Genomic DNA, 17,173 nt, shown 5'->3' with positions numbered 1-17,173 from the left:
CATAAACACCTGAGGCTTGGGTCCGAGCGATAAAACAGAAAGAGCACATGGAATCTACGGATCCCTCAAGAAAAATCCCGTTCTTGAGGAACAACAGAATTTTCGCATCGCCACCCTGGCAGGGCCAGCCTGCATTGGGGCCTGATGCATGGCCTTAAACATAAGGCGAATATGCCAAGGTATATATTTGCTTCGTCCGCACGCCAATCCGGCCCGCATCCTTGGCCTGCTCTGTGCCCAGGCCAAATACCCAACCAACATGGCCAAGTCGCTGTACGGGTTTTCCTGCGGGCACCGGCCAAATGGATTATTCTTGCAGTGTTTGCCCAGCAAAAAACCAATTCTTTATCCGTCAACGAAGACGGATGCGCAACAAAGCACCACCATGACCCAAACAGTGAACAACGACCCCTTTATCCTGGCCGGAACCAGCTACCAATCCCGGCTGTTGGTAGGCACCGGTAAATACAAAGATTTTGATGAAACTCGTCTGGCTATTGAAGCCAGCGGCGCTGAAATTGTGACTGTGGCCATTCGCCGCACCAATATCGGCCAGAACGCCAACGAGCCCAATCTGCTCGATTACCTGCCCCCTTCCAAATACACCCTGCTGCCCAACACTGCGGGTTGCTATACCGCTGACGACGCCGTGCGTACCTTGCGTCTGGCTCGCGAACTGCTGGACGGTCACAAGCTGGTCAAACTGGAAGTGCTGGGCGACTCCGGCAATCTGTTCCCCAATATGCCCGAAACCCTGAAAGCCGCCAAAACTCTGGTGGATGAAGGCTTTGATGTCATGGTGTATTGCGCCGACGATCCTATCCAGGCCCGCATGCTGGAAGATATTGGCTGTGTGGCCATCATGCCTTTGGCCTCGCTGATCGGTTCGGGCATGGGCATCATCAACCCCTGGAACCTGCGCCTGATCATCGATCAGAGCAAGGTGCCTGTGCTGGTGGATGCCGGTGTGGGGACGGCCTCGGATGCGGCCATTGCCATGGAACTGGGCTGTGATGGTGTCCTGATGAACACCGCCATTGCCGGTGCCCGCCAGCCTGTGATGATGGCCAGCGCCATGAATCTGGCGGTACAAGCCGGTCGCCAGGCTTATCTGGCTGGCCGCGTACCCCGCAAATACTACGATGCCGACCCCAGCTCCCCTACCGAAGGGCTGATTCACTCCCGTACCTGATCGAGACATGATTCCCAATACGCTGACCATTGCCGGAGTTGACCCCTCCGGCGGCGCCGGTATTCTGGCTGATGTCAAAGCCATGAGCGCTCTGGGTGCTTATGCCACCGCTGTGATTGCCGCTTTGACGGCACAAAATACCCAAGGGGTCACCGGCATCAGCCCGGTTCCTGCCGACTTTGTGCGCCAGCAGATTGATACGCTGTTTGCCGATGTGCGCATTGATAGCGTCAAGATCGGCATGTTGGGCCAGGAAGCCGTCACCACTGTGGTGGCCGAACGCATGGCTCACTTCAAACCCAAGCATCTGGTGCTGGACCCGGTAATGATCGCCAAAAGTGGCGACCATCTGCTGGAAAAGTCGGCCGTTCATGCCTTGCGCGAGCAACTGGTGCCCCAGTGCACCATGATCACGCCCAATCTGCCCGAAGCCGGTGTCCTGCTGGACGCCCGCCCGGTAGAAACCGTCAAGGAAATGCGCCAGGCCGCCGAGCGCCTGCGTCGCCTGATAAATCACAGCGATCAGCGCTGGGTCTTCCTGAAAGGAGGCCACCTGCCCGGTTCGGACTGCATAGACTTGCTGCACGATGGCGACAAGATGATCGAAATGCCCGCCAAGCGTATTGATACTGCCAATACGCACGGCACCGGCTGCACCTTGTCCGCTGCACTGGCCGCCCTGCTGCCCCAGTCCAGCAACGTGCCTGACGCCGCCCTGGCTGCCAAAAAGTACCTGTACGAAGCCATTGCCCGTTCGGGGGAACTGACAGTGGGCAGCGGACACGGTCCGGTGCATCACTTCCATAAACTGTGGCCATCGTCCTGATACGTGCCGTTTGATCGGGCCGCTTGAAGGCCCCTGTCTTATGCCTACACTTGGAATTATTGTCGCCATGCGCGAGGAGCTGGAGATTGTGCTGGAGCGCTTGCAAGAGCCCCAGACCATCCAGCGCGCCGGCATGGACTTTCATCGCGGCAGCTATCTGGGCAAGCCCGTCGTGGCCGTGGTCTGCGGCGTGGGCAAGGTCAATGCCGCAGCTTGCACCCAGATGCTGATCTCGGAATTTGCCGTGGGCAGCATCATCAATATCGGCATCGCCGGTGCAGTTGAGCCCAGCATCCGGCCAGGCGACATCGTCATTGCCGATACGCTGGTCCAGCACGATGTGGAACTGCAAGCCCTGGGTTTGGCACCGGGACAGGTTTTCCGTCTGGATACCTTTGATTTTCCAGCTGACCCCGCCCTGCTGACGATTGCCCAAACCGCCGCCCAGCAAATCGAAGGCCATCAGGTCCATACGGGCCGAATTGTTACCGGCGACCAATTTATCGCATGTAACGATAAAATACAGTGGTTAAGCGCCACCTTTAATGCCTTAGCCTGCGAAATGGAAAGTGGCGCCATTGCCCAGGTGTGCTATCTGAATACCGTGCCTTTTGTCTGCATTCGCAGTATTTCAGACTATGCCAATAACGAAGCACACATGGATTTTGATACCTTTTTGCCCATCGCCGTCAATAACGCCAGCACCTTGCTCCACGCGATGGTGCCGTCCTGCTAAGCCCAACTGCGCATCTTTATCGATGCGCTGGCTTATAATCGGCTCTTTGCCAAGCCTTTAGTTTTCTGGAAGCTATGAACCATATTGCGCTGTCTGAACTCGAACGTGCCCGTTACTACATGGTGGAACAACAGATCCGTCCCTGGAACGTATCCGACGAAAAAGTGCTGCAAGCATTGGTCGAGGTCCAGCGCGAACGCTTTGTTCCCTCGTCTTTGCGCTCGTCGGCCTTTTCGGACACCGAGCTGCCACTGATCATCAATGCCGTGGACACGCACGAGACCATGCTCTCGCCCAAAGTCGAAGCCCGTCTGGCTCAAGAACTGCTGTTGCAGCCTAGCGACGGCGTGCTGGAAATTGGTACCGGCTCGGGCTATCAGGCCGCTTTGCTGGCTCACCTGTCCCAACAAGTCACCTCCATCGAAATTGACAGCAAACTGGCTGCTTTCGCCCAGGAAAACCTGCAGCGCAACAATGTGCGCAACGTCAAGGTTGAAGTGGGTGATGCACACGCAGGCTGGGGCACCACCGAGTATGACGCCATTCTGGTCACCGGCTCCGTGCCCACCATTCCTGATGCCTTGAAGTACCAGCTCTGTATCGGGGGCCGTCTGGTTGTGGTGGTCGGTCAAAACCCGGTCATGACGGCGGTGCGCATTACTCGCACCAGCGCCGCCAGCTTCGAGACCACGCCCCTGTTCGACACCTGGATCAAACCTTTGCGCGGCACCGCCGTTTCGCAATTTCGCTTTTAAGTACCTATGCGGTTCATGACTCCCTTGCGCCTGGTATTGCTTTCGCTGTTTGCCTTCAGTAGCACCGCCCAGTCGCAAGATTTGCTGCAGGCCTGGAACCAGGCCCTGGCACATGAACCGCAATTTGGCGCTGCCCAGGCTGTACATCAAGCCGATCAGGAACAGGTGCCCCAAAGCCGGGCGCAGTTGTTGCCGCAGATCAGCGCCATCGGCACGGCCGAACTGCAAGAGCGTCGTCAAACCAGCAAGCTGTCCAATCAGCATTCCAGCGACCGAGCCGCCTGGACCCTAACACTGAGCCAACCCGTATACAACCGCAATGCCTGGGCCCGTTATGAACGCGCTCAGCTATTGGCGCAGGGCGCGGATATTCAGCTGACGCTGGACAGGCAGGATTTGATGCTGCGCGTCAGCCAAAGCTATTTTGATGTGCTGGCGGCGCAAGATACGCTCTCTACTCTGAAAGCCCAACAAGCCGCCATTGACGAGCAATTGCGCGCGGCTGATCAGAACTTTCAGTTGGGCGGCACCACAATTACCGATACCTACGAAGCAAAATCACGCCTGGATCTGACTCGGGCGAGCGTCTTGCAGGCAGAAAATGCCCTGCAAGTGGCTCAGGACAAGCTGGCTGCGCTAACGCTGGAGCGCTATGAAACACTGGCTCGCCTGCGCGAACCGTTGCGTCTGCCCGCCCCGCAGCCTGCGAACCTGCAAGACTGGCTGGTTCAGTCGAGCCAATCCGGCTTGAGCGTCGCGCTGGCCGATATCAAGGCTCGTGCCGCCGAAGAACAGCTGAAAAGCACCCAGGCCCTGCACGAGCCAACCTTGGCCTTGAAGGCTCAGACCGGCAGCGGTAGCGATCAGACTCTGTTTGGCCAGGCGGGCGGCGGCCCACGTTCGCTGAACAGCGCGTTGGGTCTGGAACTAAGCATCCCGATTTTCCGTGGCGGTGAAACCAGCTCACAAGTTCGTGAACAAAGCTCGCGCCTGCAACAAGCCCGCTACGATCATCAGTTCGCCATTCAGCAATCCATCCAGCAGACGCGCCAGTACTTCTCTGGCGTCACCACGGGCCTGGTCCGTGTGCAAGCACTGGAAGCAGCCACCAAGTCCAGCCAGGATGCACTGGAGGCCAACAAGCTGGCCTACGAAGTCGGTGTGCGTGTAAATATCGACGTGCTCAATGCCCAGCAGCAGCTTTACGAAGCACAACGTAGCTTGGCTCAGGCCCGTTATGAGGTTCTGATGAACAGCCTGCGCTTGAAAGCAGCCAGCGGCACACTGAACGAAAACGATCTGCGTGCTGTCAACGATCTGCTTGAACCGGCGTCCTGACGCAGCTCAATCCAGACACAAGCGAAACAACGCAAAACCCAGTGCCGGCAGCTTCGGCGCACATGCCCCTGTCTATGTGTACAAGACACGATGACTGGATCAAACAGGCAAAAAAAATCCCGGACCATGCCGGGATTCAAAACTTCCATACAGCTTGATTAGTCACGCAGCTTCTTGACCAGTGCTGTCGTGGACCGCTGGAACTCGAAGGGAATTGCGACAGCGTCACCACCCCAGCTACGCACCAAGGCCGTTTCAGGCAAGGCTTCCATATCGTAGTCGCCGCCCTTGACGATCAGGTCCGGGCGCAGTGCTGCGATCAAGGCTTCAGGCGTGTCCTCGTCAAACAGGACCACCGCATCCACGCAGGCCAGTGCAGCCAGCAAGACGGCGCGATCCTGCTCGGGATTGATGGGGCGCTCCGGCCCCTTGTTCAGGCGTCGAACCGAGGCATCGGTGTTCACACCGACAATCAGCGAGGCACCCAGCTGGGCAGCCTCGTCCAGGTAGCTGACATGCCCACGGTGCAAGATATCAAACACACCGTTGGTAAAGACCAGCGGGCGCGCCAGGCGCCCCTGCTCCACCGCTTCACGCAAGGCATCCAGACCCAGCACCTTGGTCTCGAAACGTGCGCTCATATCAAGCCTGTACCAGAGTCGAATCGGAGCCGACCTGACGGGCCAGATCCTTGCGGTAGCGGTTCAATTCCTGCACGGTTTCAAAGGAGCTGCCCATCAGCAGCGACATATTGTGCAAGATGCGCGAGCTGACCTTGTGCTCCCATTCCTTGTCGAAGCGAATCTGCGTATCCAGCCAGTTTTCCAGCCAGCCGGGCGAGGGCAGCTTGGACTGCACGGTATCTTCCGGGAACATGGCTTTGTTCACGTGCAAGTTGGTGGGGTGCAGCGCCTGAGCGGTGCGGTGAGCCGAAGCCATCAGAACACCAATCTTGGAGAAAGCCAGACGAGCTTGCAGGCCAAATTCCTGGCCCTTGTGCACCAGAGCGCGCTTCATGTAGCGCAGGTAAGCGCCAGCATGACGAGCCTCGTCCTGAGCCACGATCTTGTAGATAGCCTTGATCACCGGCTCGGTATGCCAGTCGGCAGCACGGCGGTACCAGTGGTTCAGACGCACTTCGCCGCAAAAGTGCAGCATCAGCGTTTCCATGGCTGGGGCCGGATCGAAGTCAAAGCGCACTTTGTGCAGTTCTTCTTCGGTAGGCATCAGCTCGGGGCGGAAACGGCGCAGGTATTCGATCAGAACCAGCGAGTGCTTTTGTTCTTCAAAGAACCATACGGACATAAAGGCGCAAAAATCGCTGTCATCTTTATTGTCACGCAGGAACATTTCGGTAGCAGGCAAGGCTGCCCACTCGGTAATGGCGTTCATCTTGATGGTATAGGCTTGCTCGTCAGTGAGCTTGCTGCCATCAAAGTCATCCCACGGTATGTCATGCGCGAAATTCCAGCGCACCGCTTCCATGGATTTAAATAAGTCATGGTAAAGCATAACGATTCCTAAAAAGAATCAAGCGGTTCCTTGAGGGCGGCCATTTACCGTCCGGAAGGCGCCGGAAAGCGCCAGCTTAGCAATCAGCTGGCGGACCTGCGTCTATCGTAGAACCTGCAGTTATCAGAAATATGTCAGCCACAAAAAAACTGACGCGTTGCGGAGAGATCACACTTATCGCCCCACCAAAGCCCAGATGGCCACACCGACCGCAACCGCCAATACCGCGCACAAGGCCGTCAGCAATCGGTTGGTCTGCTGCTGCGACTGGCGCAACAGCTTAAGTTCCTGGTTCAACGCCTGCCCTGTCTCCGGTCTATTCAAGCTGGAATAAACCAGACGCGGAAGCTGCGGCATGATCTGGGCCCACTGCCCGGCTTCCTGTTTCAAACGCGAGTAAAAGCCCGATGGACCAATACGCTGGTACATCCACTTTTCCAGATACGGTTTGGCGGTATCCCACAGATCCAGCTCCGGATCCAGGTCCCGCCCCATCCCTTCCACATTCAGAAGGGTTTTCTGCAGCAGCACCAGCTGCGGCTGAATTTCTACATTGAACCGGCGCGAAGTCTGGAACAGGCGCAACAGCACTTGCCCCAGGGAGATCTCGGACAAGGGCCGGTCAAAATACGGTTCACATACCGCGCGTACCGAGCCTTCCAGCTCCTCTTCGCGGGTTTCAGGTGGCACCCAGCCAGACTCAATATGCAATTGAGCCACCCGGCGGTAATCGCGCCGGAAGAAAGCCAGAAAGTTCTGTGCCAGATAATTTTTGTCGAACTCGGACAGCGAACCCACAATGCCAAAGTCCAGGGCGATGTAGCGGCCCAAGGTTTCGGGTGCGTCCGAGACATAAATATTGCCGGGGTGCATGTCGGCGTGGAAAAAACCGTCGGTAAATACCTGGGTAAAGAAAATCTCCACCCCTTTGCGGGCAAGATCCTTCAAATCCACATTGGCAGCACGCAAACGGTCAATCTGGTTAACCGGAATGCCCTTCATGCGATCCATGGTGAACACGGTCGAGGCGCAATAGTCCCAATGCACTTCGGGTACGATCAGCAGTTGCGTACGCTCTACATCTTTGGTGAAGTTGCGGCGCAACTGGCTGCAATTGGAGGCTTCGCGTATCAGGTCCAGCTCGTCGTTCAGGTACTTGTCGAACTCGGCCACCACCTCGCGCGGTTTCAGGCGGCGGGCATCGGGGCCCAGGCGTTCCATGAACGCAGCCAGAACACGCATCAGGCGCAGGTCTTTATGGATGACCTCGCGCATGCCGGGACGCAACACCTTCACGGCTACTTCGCGACCATTATGCAGCTCGGCAAAGTGAACCTGAGCAATCGAAGCCGAAGCAATAGGTTCGCGATCGAACTTCTTGAACAATTCGTACGGCGATGCACCCAAAGCCTTCAGAATCGTCGCTTCTGCCACCTCGGAAGGGAATGGGGGCACACGATCCTGCAACAAGGCCAGTTGTTCGGCGATATCCAGCGGGATCAGATCCCGGCGCGTGGAGAGCACCTGACCGAACTTGACGAAAATAGGGCCCAGACTTTCCAGGGCCAAACGCAAACGCACACCGCGTGGCAACTTGGGTTTGCGGCCCAGGCGCACGACGCGCAACATGCGGGACGCCCAGGGATAGCGGATGCTCGATAGCACCAGCTCGTCCAGGCGATAACGGAATACAACCAGCAAAATAGTCAGCAAACGACACAAGGAGAACATGCTCAGGACTCCCGCCGACGCGCATCAAGACGATTCAAGCGCTGGTCCAGTTCGTCCAGGCGTTGAGCCAGAATTGTCGATTGCTCGCGCAGCCGCTCAAGCTCGGGCCGCGTCACCAGCAAGGCACTTTCTTCAGTCAGGTATTCGCTGGCATTGCCTGCCAGACGCCGTCCCAGGTCACGCAGGCCGGAAAAAGCCCGACGCGCACCGCTGAACAGGCGCACTGCCATGACATCACCGACGATCTTGGCCAGATCATGCTCGGCATCCCAACGCAGATTGGCCGCCAGATCCGATACCAGATTGGCCAGACCCGCCTCGCCTTGTACATGCATTAATTGCGCTACACGGCTGAAATCGCCGTCTTGCAGGATTTGTGGCAACTCGGGCAGCTTGTCCTGGGGCAGCGTCAGCGTGACATCCGGCACCACGGCAGGATGGCCCTGCTCCAGCTTTCCCTGAGAACTGATGGTGTAGACCAGTTGCAAACGGCCCACAATCAGCGAGACGGTTTTACCCGCATAACTGCGCAAACGCTCACGCGCCCAATCCTCACGATCAAGCAAGGCATTGAGCAAACGCACGCCCACGGCGCCAGGTTCTAGGAATGAAGGGATACCAAGCATGTCCATGCAAGTCTACTGCCGGGGCGAGTAAACCAGTCCAATTAAAACAGCCAGTTTAACCCGACACAGACATGGCCGGATGCAAGGGGCTAAAGGAACACGGGCAGATGGGATCACAGAGAAACGAGAGGTGCTCATAACAGAACAGCCGCCTTGTTAAAGAGGCGGCTGTCTGTCTAGATACGCATTAAGCGTTGGGGTCAACCGGGATCTGCTGAATGCCAGCCAGCAACCAGCCAGCGCCGTCAGCCTTGAACAGATTCCAGACTTCTTCAAAGCGGAAGGCCTCTGCACCCGCTTCTTCACGCAGCATGCCGGAGTAGCGCACGCTGGCCAGGTGACCGTCGGCTACTTTCTCGATACCCAGCAGCTCTGCATTGAGCAGTACCACTTGAGTCACGTTCTCGCCTTGGCGCTGAGCGATTTGAGGAGCGGCTTCCTTGAGCAGGTCGTCGGTCAGGAAGGTACGCAGTTGTTCTACGTCGCCCTTGTCCCACAGCTTCTGGATTTCCACGAACTGGGTCTTGGCATTGGCCAGGAAAGTAGGTGTATCGAAATCACCAGGAATGAACCAGCTTTCGTCGACTGGCGGCGCTGGAACAGCGGCAGCAGCAGCGGGCTGAGCAGCAGGAGCGGCAGCAGGCATAGGTGCTGGCGCGGCCTGAGGCTGTTGCCATGGGCTAGGAGCCGGATCGGCATTGCGCATCATGGACTGACCACCGGCCTGTTGCATGGCTGGGCGAGCAGCCGAACCACGGAAACGACGCACAATAAACAGAACAGCGAAGATAACCAGACCGATCAACAAGAGGCTGGACATCATTTCCAGGAAAGCACCGCCCAGACCCATGCTGGACAGCAAGGCGGCAATACCCAGACCGGCGGCAATACCGGCGATCGGGCCCAGGAAGCGGGACATGCCCGACTTGGCAGCAGTACCCGCAGCGGCAGTACCGGCAGCAGCAGCGCCCGCAGCAGGAGCTGCCGAACGAGTGGTGTTATTCGCTGCAGCAGGAGGCGTCGCTGCCGAGCGATTGCTGGTGATGTTGGAGGATTGGCGGCCAAAACTGGAGCCACCACCCATGCGTCGTGCTTCCGCATCATAAGAAACGGTCAGCAAGGCGCCGGTGCTAAAAGCCAATACAGCGGCCATGAAATAACGAGAAAGCCGTCCAGACATAGTCACAAACTCCTGACCAGAACAAGCGGTTAACACACAGGGTTTTGAAGCCCCCGGCCATGCCATCCCAGTCGATTATTCAAGAAAACTTACGATAAGCTGAACATTAACATGACAAGTTCTCATGCACCATGTTTTTTTTACCGTTAATTACAGACCAAAAACGAACGGCACCTGAAGGTGCCGCTGTATATAGAGGGGGAGCGCCCGGCATCAATCCAGGCGGATGCCTTCATGCAGCGCGGCCACGCCGGCTGTCAGATTGAAATATTGCACGCGCTCCAGGCCCACTTCACGCATCATGTCGGCCAGGGTTTCCTGATCGGGGTGCATGCGAATGGATTCAGCCAGATAGCGGTAGCTTTCCTCGTCCTTGGCAACAAACTTGCCAATACGGGGCAGGATATTGAAGGAATACCAGTCATAAGGGGCCTGCAGAGGCTTGGCCACGCGGGAAAACTCCAGCACCAGCAATTTGCCGCCCGGACGCAACACCCGCTTCATTTCAGCCAGCGCACGGTCCTTGTGCGTCATGTTGCGCAAACCAAAGGCCACCGAGACGCGATCAAAATAGCCGTCAGGAAATGGCAGGTGCTCGGCATCACAGACCGCAACGGGCGTGATGATGCCCTTGTCCTGCAAACGATCACGCCCCACGCGCAGCATGGAGCTATTGATATCGGTATGCCAGACTTCGCCGTCCGCACCGGCCTGACGGGCAAAGGTCTTGGTCAAATCGCCCGTTCCCGCCGCAATATCCAGCACTTTCATGCCAGGACGCACAGCCGCTCGACCGATGGTGAAGGCTTTCCAGATACGGTGCAGGCCGCCCGACATCAGATCATTCATAATGTCGTAGTTGTTAGCCACCGAATGAAAAACCTGGGCAACTTTGCCCGCTTTTTCGCTTTCGGCGACAGTTTGAAAGCCAAAGTGCGTATCGGCGTTCTGGGCGGAGGAGTGTTGGGGACGCTGTTTTTCCATAATGGCATAATCGTAACGCAGATTTCCCGGTACAGAAACGAAAATCCCGCTGGCTAAGCGCTGCCCTTTTTTGCACATTCACAAACCTGAAACATTAACGCCATATGATGGCGCTATTACGTGCAGTCAGGGATGAATCAGCGCCTCCTGCCATGCCCTTGAGCCGCCTGCTGACATCAGCGGGCCTGGCGCCCAGGCACCATGCAGACAGCCTGCCTGACCATCTTTTATTTTTTATCGGACCAGTCTGAAGCTAACAATGAGTACAAGCATATTAGTCGTGGAAGATGAGCCTGCGATCCAGGAACTGATCTCTGTCAATCTGTCTTTTGCCGGCCATAAAGTGCTGCGCGCCTTCGATGCCGAACAAGCCCAGATCCTCATTCGCGCGGAACTGCCTGATTTGATTTTGGTGGACTGGATGCTGCCTGGCTCCTCGGGCATCAATCTGGCCCGCAAGTTGCGCTCGGACGAACGTACCCGCCATATCCCGGTCATCATGCTGACCGCCAAAGGCTCGGAGCAGGACAAGGTCGATGGCCTGGAAGCTGGCGCGGACGATTACATCACCAAGCCTTTCTCGCCCAAAGAACTGATTGCCCGCATCAAGGCTGTACTGCGTCGCCGCGCCCCCCAACTGACCGATGACGTGATCTCTATTGGCAACCTTCAGCTGGACCCCAGCACGCACCGCTTGTCCAGCCAGGGCATGGCGCTGACCATTGGGCCTACCGAGTTCCGTCTGCTGCATTTCTTCATGACACACACCGAGCGCGTATTTACCCGCTCCCAATTGCTGGATCAGGTCTGGGGTGATCACGTCTTTGTGGAAGAACGCACGGTAGACGTCCATATTCGTCGCTTGCGCAAGGCGCTGGAGCCTAGCGGACACGACAAACATATTGAAACGATTCGTGGCTCGGGCTATCGTTTTGCCCTTTCCCCACTGGAAAAGGCTCCAAGCGCCTGATCCCATGTTCAGCATATTCACGTCTATTGTTATCTGGGCCCTGTTGGGCAGCCTGATTGGCTGGTGGCTCGGGCCATTCATCGGCCTGGCCTTGTTTTGTGGCGGCCTGTTGATGCTGGTTGTCATCAGCACCTTGCAGTTGTCCCGCGTTGAGCGCTGGACCCGCAACCTGAACGATCCCCCACCGCCCGCTGTCGGCCCCTGGGACGCCATCCTGGCTCCCATCTATCGCCAATTGCGCCGCGACCGGCAGGAAATTCAGGACCTGAATCGTTACGTAGACGGCATCATGATGGCCGCCGAGGCCCTGCCCGACGGTGCCATCACCCTGAATGGGGACATGGAGCTGCAATGGTGCAACCAGACCGCCTGTGAACACATAGGCTTGAATCTGGCGACGGACCGCCATCACAGCATCTTCAATATCCTGCGCGAACCCGAGTTTTCCCGTTACGCCCGCCAGCCCCAATGGGACGGCCCTTTGCTGCTGCACCTGAGCAAAGATGGACGTGAACGCTCCTTGTTGCTGCAGTTAACCCCCTATGGCCTAGGCCAGTTCCTGATCGTGACACGTGATGTCACCCAGGTTGAAATGCTGGAGACCACCCGCAAGGACTTTGTGGCCAATGTGTCTCATGAACTGCGCACTCCCTTGACCGTATTGCTGGGTTTTCTGGAAACCCTGCAAGACATGCCTCCCGAAAGCCTGCCTTTGGAACAGCGTCAGCGCTACGAGCAAATGATGTTGGAGCAGACCCGCCACATGCAGTCGATTGTGGCCGACTTGCTGACCCTGTCCACGCTGGAATCTTCGCCCACAGTAGAGGGGGAAACCGTGCAGGTCAGCCAATTGATCGAAAGCGCGCTGAAACAAGGCGAGGCCATTTCCGGCGGCCAGCACAGCTTTGTCACGGATCTGGACCCGCGCATTGCCATTCAGGGCATGGAAACCGAACTGAGCTCGGCTGTCTCCAATCTGATTACCAATGCCGTGCGCTACACCCCCAAGGACGGCACCATCACCGTGCGCTGGTACCTGAATGACAATGGCGAGGCCTGCTACTCCGTTCAGGACACGGGCATCGGTATTGCCGCCCAGGATATTCCCCGTCTGACCGAACGCTTTTATCGCGTGGACAAGGGACGCTCCCGCTCCACGGGCGGCACCGGCCTGGGCCTGGCCATCACCAAACACATTATCGTGCGACATAACGCCGACCTGCAGATCCAGAGCCGTCTGGGCGTGGGCAGCGTGTTTATGTTGCGTTTCCCCAAGAGCCGGGTTCGACTCCAGGACAGCTAGAACATGTGGGGCCATATTGGCCCTACAATAAACGGCTCTGAAGACCACGTTGGCGGCCTTATGCCGCACAGGAGCCAAGCATGTCCCATACCAACGAGCTGCGCCCTTTCCACCTGGCTTTTCCGGTCCATGATCTGGCCGTTGCACGCCAGTTCTACGGACAGACACTGGGCTGTCCCGAAGGCCGATCCTCTGACCAATGGATTGACTTCAACTTCTACGGCCACCAGATCGTGGCCCACCTGGCCCCTTCGGAATGCGGCAGCAATGCCACCAGTGCGGTGGATGCCCATAACGTGCCCGTGCGCCACTTTGGCGTCGTGCTGGACATGCCCACCTGGCAAACACTGGCTGACAAGCTGGTTGCCGCTGGCACCAAATTCGTCATCGAACCCTACATCCGTTTCAAGGGCGAGCCTGGCGAACAGGCCACCATGTTCTTCATGGACCCTTCGGGCAATGCCCTGGAATTCAAAGCCTTCAACAGCCTGGATTCCCTTTTCGCCAAATAAAGATGCACAAAACCTGGCTACTTACCGAGCAAGGCGACCGCTGTCTGCTAGTGCAGTTCAGCGGTGAGCTTTCTCTGGACACCGGCTTGCGCTGTACCCGCGCCGCACGCTTGCTGCGCGACCACGCACCCGCCTGTGTCCGTGATCTGGTCCCCAGCTTTACCGCAGTCGCTATCCACTTCTACCCGGATGGCAGCAGCGACCAGCTCGCCCGTTTGCACGACTATGTTCACCAAGCACTGGCCGAACTGGATGCCAGCCAGGATCAGGCTGCCCCTGGTGCTCTGGTGGATATTCCCGTCTGCTATGGCGGCCCCTTCGGCCCCGACCTGCCTGCCATTGCCGAGCAGTTAGGACTGAGCCAGGAACAAGTTATTGAACTGCACAGCAGCCAGGTGCAGCTGGTATTCATGGTGGGCTTTGCGCCCGGCGCCCCCTATGTGGGCATCTTGCCCGAGCAGTTGAATGTGCCGCGTCGAGCCACTCCTCGCACCGTCTTGCCCAAAGGCTCGGTGGCCATTGCCAACCAGCAAACCATTATTTACCCCAACGAATCTCCCGGCGGTTGGCATTTGATTGGCCGCTCGCCAGTTAATTTGTTCGACGCCCGGCGCTCGCCCGCGGCCCTGCTCGCCCCTGGCGACCAGGTGCGCTTTGTGCCCCTGCCCCACGAGCAGTTTGATCACTGGACTCCCGCATGACGGTACATATCCTCAAGCCAGGCATGATGAGCAGCCTGCAAGATCGAGGCCGTTATGGACACCAGCACCTGGGGGTTTCACCCAGCGGTGCCATGGATGAACGTGCCCACCGACTGGCCCATTTGCTGGCGGGCAATACCGCCGAGCGAGATCTGGCCAGCCTGGAAATTACTGTACAAGGCCCAAGCCTGCGTTTTGACGAACCCACCCTGTTTGTCCTGACGGGCGCGGATATGAATGCCAGCCTGGACGGTCTGCCCGTGGCAGTTTTGCGCCCTACTCTGGCGCGTGCCGGACAGACACTGACCATGCAGTCCGCCAAACCCGGCCAAGGTGCCCGCAGCTACCTGTCTGTCTACGGCGGTTTTCAGGTCGAATCCTTGCTGGGTAGCCAAAGCACTCATATGCGCGTTGGCCTGGGTGGTTTTGAAGGCCGCGCCTTGAAAAAGGGCGATCAGATTCAGCTGGCTCAACCCCTCCCCAATCAGGAGGCGGCGCTAGACAAGCTGCAAGACGTGCTGGATGAGCTACGGATTTACATGCCGGCGGCACTGGCCCTGGCTCCACGGGATCGCTTGCGTGTCATGCTGGATCAAGCCGATTTGTTTACCGACGAATCACTGGAACTGTTTCAAAACCAAAGCTATCGCATCAGCCCGGCCTCAGAACGAATGGGTTATCGCCTGGAAGGCCAGCCCCTGCAGCGCAAAACGCCAAAAGAACTGCTGTCCGCCCCCACCTGCTTTGGAACGATTCAAGTTCCCAACGATGGCCAGCCCATTGTGCTGATGGCGGATCGACAAACCACAGGAGGCTATCCGCGCATTGGACAAGTCTCCAGCGTGGATCTGGCTCAAGTAGCACAACGCCTGCCAGGTCAGAGTCTGGGCTTTGAAGTGGTGAGCGCAGAGCAGGCTTATGCGCTGTCCGCTCGTCAGGAACAAGCCTTTGTGCGCCTGAATGACAGTCTGGAGCCGTTGCGGCAGGCTTTAAAACAGTGTGTGGCATAAATTCTATTCAGGCAGCGCCCGTACAGGCAGAGCTTCTGACGCTGTCCCACATTCGCATGCCCTAACTAGCCATTCGCTCGCACGGAGATAGGCGGCTTGGGCCAATCCCCCTGACGAACCCAGGAACAGACCCCACCGCTCTTTGCTCCCAGGCTCAATACGGCTCCAACGACAGCCATCACATTCAAGCCCAATAAAAAACACCTCGCCCTTACGGGCGAGGTGTTTTCATTTGGTCTGGCGCAAGGCAGCGAATGCCTTGCACCACCCGTCTGACTTACAGGAACAGCTTGTAAGCCGGGTTGTCTGTCTCGTCCCAATGCGGGTAGCCCAGATTGCCCAGGAAAGCCTTGAACTCTTTCTTGTCCGAAGGCGGCACCTGGATACCGATCAGGATGCGACCGTAGTCATCCCCCTGATTACGGTAGTGGAACAGGCTGATATTCCAGTCCTGGTTCATGCTGGACAGGAATTTACGCAGAGCACCGGGGCGCTCTGGAAACTCGAAACGCAGCAGAACTTCGTCCGTGGCCTGGCTGGACACCCCACCCACCATATGACGCACATGGGTCTTGGCCAACTCGTTGCCCGTCAGATTCAAGGTGCCAAAACCTTTCTTCACGAAACGCTCTTCCAGCTTTTCGATCTCCGCTTCCGAGGAAATCGACATACCCACAAAGACGTGCGCCTTTTCAGGGTTGGACATGCGGTAGTTGAACTCCGTCACCGAGCGGGTGCCCAGGGCATCGCACAGGCGGCGGAAGCTGCCTTTCGCCTCGGGGATCATCAAGGCAAACAAGGCTTCACGAGCCTGCCCCACATCCGCACGGTCTGCCACCATGCGCATACGGTCAAAATTCATGTTCGCGCCAGACGTGACCGCGATCAGCGTCTTGTTCTTGAGCTTGTTTTGAGCAGCGTAGCGCTTGGCACCGGCCAAAGCCAGGGCACCCGCTGGTTCCAGCACGCTACGCGAGTCCTGGAACACATCTTTGATAGCCGCACAAATCGCATCCGTATCCACGATGACAAAATCATCCACATACTGACGCACCAGACGGAAAGTTTCAGAGCCCACCTGCTTGACGGCAGTACCGTCGGAGAACAGGCCCACATCCGACAAATTCACACGACGACCGGCCTTGATACTGCGCACCATGGCACAGGAATCTTCGGTCTGTACGCCGATCACTTTGATTTCAGGACGCAAGGACTTGATGTATGTGGCCACGCCCGCTGCCAGACCACCACCGCCAATCGCGACAAAGACCGCTTCAATCGGGCCGGGGTGCTGCTGCAGAATCTCCATGGCCACCGTGCCCTGCCCGGCGATCACATCAGGATCGTCAAAGGGATGCACAAAGGTCAGGCCTTCGTTCTTTTGCAATTCCAGAGCGTGCTGATAGGAGTCCGAATAGCTCTCGCCCACCAAGACCACTTCGCCGCCCAGATTGCGGACACCGTCAATTTTCACTTGAGGAGTGGTGGTTGGCATCACGATAACGGCACGGCAACCCAGCTTGCGTGCTGCCATGGCCACGCCTTGCGCGTGGTTGCCAGCCGAAGCCGCCAGTACACCCCGTTTTAATTCTGCGGCCGACAGATTGGCCATCTTGTTATAGGCACCGCGCAGCTTGAAGCTAAAAACAGGTTGATAGTCTTCGCGCTTGAGCAGGACCGTGTTACTAATTCGTGCCGATACCTGGGGAGCGGGTTCAAGTGGTGTTTCGATGGCTACATCGTACACTTTCGAGGTCAGAATGCGCTTTAGGTAATCGTTCGACATGACTCAGCTTT

At 57.5% G+C, this 17,173-nt stretch carries 17 protein-coding genes; 10 read left to right on the top strand and 7 right to left on the bottom strand.

Annotation, left to right across the window (positions count from 1 at the left end):
- Positions 1-385: 385 nt before the first annotated feature.
- The 5 genes from Q9R35_RS11850 (at position 386) to Q9R35_RS11830 (ending at position 4,847) form a co-directional block, all read left to right on the top strand.
- Positions 386-1,192: a thiazole synthase gene (locus Q9R35_RS11850; RefSeq protein WP_042486634.1), complete on the top strand. Its 807-nt coding sequence runs from the start codon at positions 386-388 to the stop codon at positions 1,190-1,192.
- A 7-nt stretch (positions 1,193-1,199) separates the two neighbouring features.
- On the top strand, positions 1,200-2,018 hold the full coding sequence (gene thiD, locus Q9R35_RS11845; RefSeq protein ID WP_311219901.1) for a bifunctional hydroxymethylpyrimidine kinase/phosphomethylpyrimidine kinase: 819 nt from the start codon (positions 1,200-1,202) through the stop codon (positions 2,016-2,018).
- Between the two features lie 40 nt (positions 2,019-2,058).
- The gene (locus tag Q9R35_RS11840; protein WP_311219900.1) at positions 2,059-2,754 is read left to right on the top strand and encodes a 5'-methylthioadenosine/adenosylhomocysteine nucleosidase; all 696 of its coding nucleotides are present in this window, start codon (positions 2,059-2,061) and stop codon (positions 2,752-2,754) included.
- A gap of 74 nt (positions 2,755-2,828) precedes the next feature.
- Positions 2,829-3,509: a protein-L-isoaspartate O-methyltransferase gene (locus tag Q9R35_RS11835; RefSeq protein ID WP_026484469.1), complete on the top strand. Its 681-nt coding sequence runs from the start codon at positions 2,829-2,831 to the stop codon at positions 3,507-3,509.
- 15 nt (positions 3,510-3,524) lie between these two features.
- On the top strand, positions 3,525-4,847 hold the full coding sequence (locus Q9R35_RS11830; protein WP_270117350.1) for a TolC family outer membrane protein: 1,323 nt from the start codon (positions 3,525-3,527) through the stop codon (positions 4,845-4,847).
- Positions 4,848-5,005: 158 nt separating this feature from the next.
- Here the strand turns inward: Q9R35_RS11830 and rfaE2 are convergent, their stop codons facing one another.
- The 6 genes from rfaE2 to ubiE form a co-directional block, all read right to left on the bottom strand.
- Positions 5,006-5,488 carry a D-glycero-beta-D-manno-heptose 1-phosphate adenylyltransferase gene (rfaE2, locus tag Q9R35_RS11825; protein ID WP_311219899.1) on the bottom strand — a complete coding sequence of 161 codons (483 nt, stop codon included), beginning with the start codon at positions 5,486-5,488 and terminating at the stop codon, positions 5,006-5,008.
- 1 nt (position 5,489) lies between these two features.
- Entirely contained in the window at positions 5,490-6,359 is an 870-nt protein-coding gene (locus Q9R35_RS11820) for a ferritin (RefSeq protein ID WP_026484472.1), read from the bottom strand.
- 174 nt (positions 6,360-6,533) lie between these two features.
- Positions 6,534-8,090 carry a ubiquinone biosynthesis regulatory protein kinase UbiB gene (gene ubiB, locus Q9R35_RS11815; RefSeq protein WP_311219898.1) on the bottom strand — a complete coding sequence of 519 codons (1,557 nt, stop codon included), beginning with the start codon at positions 8,088-8,090 and terminating at the stop codon, positions 6,534-6,536.
- Between the two features lie 2 nt (positions 8,091-8,092).
- Positions 8,093-8,722, bottom strand: coding sequence for an SCP2 sterol-binding domain-containing protein (locus tag Q9R35_RS11810; protein ID WP_311219897.1), 630 nt, complete (start codon positions 8,720-8,722; stop codon positions 8,093-8,095).
- 181 nt (positions 8,723-8,903) lie between these two features.
- Complete coding sequence (locus Q9R35_RS11805; RefSeq protein WP_311219896.1) at positions 8,904-9,896, bottom strand: Tim44-like domain-containing protein; 993 nt, start codon at positions 9,894-9,896, stop codon at positions 8,904-8,906.
- Between the two features lie 213 nt (positions 9,897-10,109).
- Positions 10,110-10,880 (bottom strand): bifunctional demethylmenaquinone methyltransferase/2-methoxy-6-polyprenyl-1,4-benzoquinol methylase UbiE, encoded by a 771-nt coding sequence (gene ubiE, locus Q9R35_RS11800; RefSeq protein ID WP_042486915.1) that lies wholly within the window; start codon positions 10,878-10,880, stop codon positions 10,110-10,112.
- Positions 10,881-11,139: 259 nt separating this feature from the next.
- On the opposite strand from ubiE, the gene phoB reads away from it, so the two are divergent.
- The 5 genes from phoB (at position 11,140) to Q9R35_RS11775 (ending at position 15,376) form a co-directional block, all read left to right on the top strand.
- On the top strand, positions 11,140-11,850 hold the full coding sequence (gene phoB, locus Q9R35_RS11795; protein ID WP_042486659.1) for a phosphate regulon transcriptional regulator PhoB: 711 nt from the start codon (positions 11,140-11,142) through the stop codon (positions 11,848-11,850).
- Between the two features lie 4 nt (positions 11,851-11,854).
- The gene (gene phoR / locus Q9R35_RS11790; protein WP_045929596.1) at positions 11,855-13,153 is read left to right on the top strand and encodes a phosphate regulon sensor histidine kinase PhoR; all 1,299 of its coding nucleotides are present in this window, start codon (positions 11,855-11,857) and stop codon (positions 13,151-13,153) included.
- 80 nt (positions 13,154-13,233) lie between these two features.
- The gene (locus tag Q9R35_RS11785) at positions 13,234-13,665 is read left to right on the top strand and encodes a VOC family protein (RefSeq protein WP_022983640.1); all 432 of its coding nucleotides are present in this window, start codon (positions 13,234-13,236) and stop codon (positions 13,663-13,665) included.
- A gap of 2 nt (positions 13,666-13,667) precedes the next feature.
- On the top strand, positions 13,668-14,366 hold the full coding sequence (pxpB, locus tag Q9R35_RS11780; RefSeq protein ID WP_063691554.1) for a 5-oxoprolinase subunit PxpB: 699 nt from the start codon (positions 13,668-13,670) through the stop codon (positions 14,364-14,366).
- Complete coding sequence (locus Q9R35_RS11775) at positions 14,363-15,376, top strand: biotin-dependent carboxyltransferase family protein (protein WP_311219895.1); 1,014 nt, start codon at positions 14,363-14,365, stop codon at positions 15,374-15,376. The genes pxpB and Q9R35_RS11775 overlap by 4 nt, the downstream gene beginning before the upstream one ends.
- Before the next feature lie 277 nt (positions 15,377-15,653).
- Here Q9R35_RS11775 and ilvA read toward each other — a convergent pair whose 3' ends face one another.
- A complete protein-coding gene (gene ilvA, locus Q9R35_RS11770; protein WP_311219894.1) occupies positions 15,654-17,162 on the bottom strand; it encodes a threonine ammonia-lyase, biosynthetic in 1,509 nt (502 codons plus the stop codon).
- Between the last annotated feature and the right edge of the window lie 11 nt (positions 17,163-17,173).

Origin of the sequence: Alcaligenes sp. AB3 (genome assembly GCF_031844565.1) — a bacterium.
Classification (GTDB): domain Bacteria; phylum Pseudomonadota; class Gammaproteobacteria; order Burkholderiales; family Burkholderiaceae_B; genus Alcaligenes; species Alcaligenes faecalis.
The sequence above is the reverse complement of the archived record's forward strand: the minus strand, read 5'-3'. Positions and strand labels throughout refer to the sequence as shown.

What these genes read in the sequence shown, in the direction of transcription:
- Q9R35_RS11850 (WP_042486634.1), top strand. Translation starts at nt 386, where the DNA reads ATGACCCAAACAGTGAACAACGACCCCTTTATCCTGGCCGGAACCAGC.
- thiD (WP_311219901.1), top strand. Translation starts at nt 1,200, where the DNA reads ATGATTCCCAATACGCTGACCATTGCCGGAGTTGACCCCTCCGGCGGC.
- Q9R35_RS11840 (WP_311219900.1), top strand. Translation starts at nt 2,059, where the DNA reads ATGCCTACACTTGGAATTATTGTCGCCATGCGCGAGGAGCTGGAGATT.
- Q9R35_RS11835 (WP_026484469.1), top strand. Translation starts at nt 2,829, where the DNA reads ATGAACCATATTGCGCTGTCTGAACTCGAACGTGCCCGTTACTACATG.
- Q9R35_RS11830 (WP_270117350.1), top strand. Translation starts at nt 3,525, where the DNA reads ATGACTCCCTTGCGCCTGGTATTGCTTTCGCTGTTTGCCTTCAGTAGC.
- rfaE2 (WP_311219899.1), bottom strand. Translation starts at nt 5,488, where the DNA reads ATGAGCGCACGTTTCGAGACCAAGGTGCTGGGTCTGGATGCCTTGCGT.
- Q9R35_RS11820 (WP_026484472.1), bottom strand. Translation starts at nt 6,359, where the DNA reads ATGCTTTACCATGACTTATTTAAATCCATGGAAGCGGTGCGCTGGAAT.
- ubiB (WP_311219898.1), bottom strand. Translation starts at nt 8,090, where the DNA reads ATGTTCTCCTTGTGTCGTTTGCTGACTATTTTGCTGGTTGTATTCCGT.
- Q9R35_RS11810 (WP_311219897.1), bottom strand. Translation starts at nt 8,722, where the DNA reads ATGGACATGCTTGGTATCCCTTCATTCCTAGAACCTGGCGCCGTGGGC.
- Q9R35_RS11805 (WP_311219896.1), bottom strand. Translation starts at nt 9,896, where the DNA reads ATGTCTGGACGGCTTTCTCGTTATTTCATGGCCGCTGTATTGGCTTTT.
- ubiE (WP_042486915.1), bottom strand. Translation starts at nt 10,880, where the DNA reads ATGGAAAAACAGCGTCCCCAACACTCCTCCGCCCAGAACGCCGATACG.
- phoB (WP_042486659.1), top strand. Translation starts at nt 11,140, where the DNA reads ATGAGTACAAGCATATTAGTCGTGGAAGATGAGCCTGCGATCCAGGAA.
- phoR (WP_045929596.1), top strand. Translation starts at nt 11,855, where the DNA reads ATGTTCAGCATATTCACGTCTATTGTTATCTGGGCCCTGTTGGGCAGC.
- Q9R35_RS11785 (WP_022983640.1), top strand. Translation starts at nt 13,234, where the DNA reads ATGTCCCATACCAACGAGCTGCGCCCTTTCCACCTGGCTTTTCCGGTC.
- pxpB (WP_063691554.1), top strand. Translation starts at nt 13,668, where the DNA reads ATGCACAAAACCTGGCTACTTACCGAGCAAGGCGACCGCTGTCTGCTA.
- Q9R35_RS11775 (WP_311219895.1), top strand. Translation starts at nt 14,363, where the DNA reads ATGACGGTACATATCCTCAAGCCAGGCATGATGAGCAGCCTGCAAGAT.
- ilvA (WP_311219894.1), bottom strand. Translation starts at nt 17,162, where the DNA reads ATGTCGAACGATTACCTAAAGCGCATTCTGACCTCGAAAGTGTACGAT.